19 tRNA genes and 2 rRNA genes are annotated in these 2,207 nt (G+C 48.2%); all 21 read right to left on the bottom strand.

The window, feature by feature from the left end:
- Positions 1-140 precede the first annotated feature (140 nt).
- Positions 141-217, bottom strand: a tRNA-Met gene (locus KGF48_RS19615).
- 7 nt (positions 218-224) lie between these two features.
- Positions 225-300 (bottom strand) — tRNA-Phe (locus tag KGF48_RS19620).
- Positions 301-303: 3 nt separating this feature from the next.
- A tRNA-Ile gene (locus tag KGF48_RS19625) sits at positions 304-380 on the bottom strand.
- Positions 381-385: 5 nt separating this feature from the next.
- Positions 386-462, bottom strand: a tRNA-Pro gene (locus KGF48_RS19630).
- 60 nt (positions 463-522) lie between these two features.
- Positions 523-598, bottom strand: a tRNA-Trp gene (locus KGF48_RS19635).
- 11 nt (positions 599-609) lie between these two features.
- A tRNA-Ile gene (locus KGF48_RS19640) sits at positions 610-683 on the bottom strand.
- 4 nt (positions 684-687) lie between these two features.
- Positions 688-764 (bottom strand) — tRNA-Pro (locus KGF48_RS19645).
- Positions 765-773: 9 nt separating this feature from the next.
- Positions 774-864, bottom strand: a tRNA-Ser gene (locus KGF48_RS19650).
- A 24-nt stretch (positions 865-888) separates the two neighbouring features.
- Positions 889-977: transfer RNA gene (locus KGF48_RS19655), tRNA-Ser, on the bottom strand.
- 2 nt (positions 978-979) lie between these two features.
- Positions 980-1,055 (bottom strand) — tRNA-Lys (locus KGF48_RS19660).
- A gap of 11 nt (positions 1,056-1,066) precedes the next feature.
- Positions 1,067-1,142 (bottom strand) — tRNA-Gln (locus KGF48_RS19665).
- A gap of 9 nt (positions 1,143-1,151) precedes the next feature.
- Positions 1,152-1,228 (bottom strand) — tRNA-Arg (locus tag KGF48_RS19670).
- Positions 1,229-1,236: 8 nt separating this feature from the next.
- Positions 1,237-1,310: transfer RNA gene (locus tag KGF48_RS19675), tRNA-Gly, on the bottom strand.
- Between the two features lie 14 nt (positions 1,311-1,324).
- Positions 1,325-1,409, bottom strand: a tRNA-Tyr gene (locus KGF48_RS19680).
- A gap of 15 nt (positions 1,410-1,424) precedes the next feature.
- A tRNA-Thr gene (locus KGF48_RS19685) sits at positions 1,425-1,499 on the bottom strand.
- A gap of 19 nt (positions 1,500-1,518) precedes the next feature.
- Positions 1,519-1,595: transfer RNA gene (locus KGF48_RS19690), tRNA-Asp, on the bottom strand.
- Between the two features lie 5 nt (positions 1,596-1,600).
- Positions 1,601-1,676, bottom strand: a tRNA-Val gene (locus KGF48_RS19695).
- A gap of 5 nt (positions 1,677-1,681) precedes the next feature.
- A tRNA-Glu gene (locus KGF48_RS19700) sits at positions 1,682-1,756 on the bottom strand.
- A 6-nt stretch (positions 1,757-1,762) separates the two neighbouring features.
- Positions 1,763-1,837: transfer RNA gene (locus KGF48_RS19705), tRNA-Asn, on the bottom strand.
- A gap of 7 nt (positions 1,838-1,844) precedes the next feature.
- Positions 1,845-1,961: ribosomal RNA gene (gene rrf / locus KGF48_RS19710) — 5S ribosomal RNA — on the bottom strand.
- A gap of 134 nt (positions 1,962-2,095) precedes the next feature.
- A 23S ribosomal RNA gene (locus tag KGF48_RS19715) occupies positions 2,096-2,207 on the bottom strand; the annotation flags it as partial.

The raw sequence follows: 2,207 nt of genomic DNA on the forward strand, positions 1-2,207 counted from the left end.
AGCCAGGATCAAACTCTCAAATAAAAGTTTATCAGGCTCAGATACTATTGTTATCAAAATATCTGGCTTTATGGTTTGTTTCTTGTTTTATAAATTAACCTACTGTTTAATTTTCAAAGTTCTTTATTGATATAGTTAGATGGTAGCGGTAATAGGAGTCGAACCTATGACCTTTCGGGTATGAACCGAACGCTCTAGCCAACTAAGCTATACCGCCGTATTTCTGGTGCCCAGAGGCGGAATCGAACCACCGACACGGGGATTTTCAGTCCCCTGCTCTACCGACTGAGCTATCTGGGCAAATGGTGGGCCTAGCTGGACTCGAACCAGCGACCTCACGCTTATCAGGCGTGCGCTCTAACCACCTGAGCTATAGGCCCTTACTTGGTCGAGGTGAAGGGACTCGAACCCCCGGCCCCATGGTCCCAAACCATGTGCGCTACCAAACTGCGCTACACCTCGAAATATTATTTACTATCTTATATTACTCTAAAACTCGTTTTTTTTCAAGTCCTTTTTATTTGGCAGGGGTGGAGGGACTCGAACCCCCGGCGCACGGTTTTGGAGACCGACGCTCTACCAACTGAGCTACACCCCTATGAAGAATAATGGACCTTCAGGGACTCGAACCCCAGACCTACCGGTTATGAGCCGGGCGCTCTAACCAACTGAGCTAAAGGTCCTGGTTGGTCGAGGTGAAGGGACTCGAACCCCCGGCCCCATGGTCCCAAACCATGTGCGCTACCAAACTGCGCTACACCTCGTTTTTTAAATGGCGGAGAAGGAGGGATTCGAACCCTCGCACCGGTTACCCAGCCTAATCCCTTAGCAGGGGATCCTCTTGAGCCACTTGAGTACTTCTCCAAATTTAGTCCTATTATTTTAGTTTGGCGGAGAGGGTGGGATTCGAACCCACGGCCCCTTTCGAAGTCACTGGTTTTCAAGACCAGCTCCTTAAACCACTCGGACACCTCTCCATTGGTGATCTATCCGCGACTCGAACGCGGGACACCCTGATTAAAAGTCAGGTGCTCTACCGACTGAGCTAATAGACCATATTTTTATTTGGCTGGGGATGCAGGACTCGAACCTACGCATACATGAGTCAAAGTCATGTGCCTTACCGACTTGGCTAATCCCCAATATATATGTGGTGAGCGCACAGGGATTCGAACCCCGGACACACGCCTTAGAAGGGCGTTGCTCTATCCAGCTGAGCTATGCACCCACGCTTTTTGGAGCGGGTGAAGGGGATCGAACCCTCACAGCTGGCTTGGAAGGCCAGAACTCTACCATTGAGCTACACCCGCATATTTAATTTAATTGGTGGAGGATGGTGGATTCGAACCACCGAAGTCGATGACAACAGATTTACAGTCTGCCCCCTTTGGCCGCTCGGGAAATCCTCCGTTATTAATCTTACATGGAGCTGGTGATAGGAATCGAACCTACAACCTGCTGATTACAAGTCAGCTGCTCTACCGTTGAGCCACACCAGCATATATCTTAGTTTTTATTTGGCGACCTGGAAGGGGTTCGAACCCTCGACCTCCAGCGTGACAGGCTGGCATTCTAACCAACTGAACTACCAGGCCGCAAATGGTGGGACCAGCAGGGCTCGAACCTGCGACCCCCTGCTTGTAAGGCAGGTGCTCTCCCAGCTGAGCTATGATCCCACAAATGGTGACTCGTAGGGGAATTGAACCCCTGTTACCGCCGTGAAAGGGCGGTGTCTTAACCTCTTGACCAACGAGCCATATATTGGCTCCAAGGGTGGGGCTCGAACCCACAGCCTACCGGTTAACAGCCGGTTGCTCCACCGTTGAGCTACCTTGGAACATCTAACGTGGCTATGTCCTACTCTCCCAGGCAGTTTCCCACCAAGTACCATCAGCGCTAGAGAACTTAACTTCTGTGTTCGGAATGGGAACAGGTGTATCTTCTCTGCTATTATAACCACATTTCTTTCTTGTTGCTAGGACAAGTATAATATTAACATTTTTTGTTATTTTTGTCAATACTTTTTTCATACTTTTTTAGAGTTAACACTCTAAAAACTACATATATATTTTAATTAATAAACATCAAATAAATATTGGTCAAGTCCTCGACCTATTAGTATCGATAAGCTAAATACATTACTGCACTTACACCTTCGACCTATCAACCAGATAGTCTTTCTGGGGTCTTACCCTTGCGGTGGGAAA

This window comes from Clostridioides sp. ZZV15-6388 (genome assembly GCF_020657755.1).
Classification (GTDB): domain Bacteria; phylum Bacillota; class Clostridia; order Peptostreptococcales; family Peptostreptococcaceae; genus Clostridioides.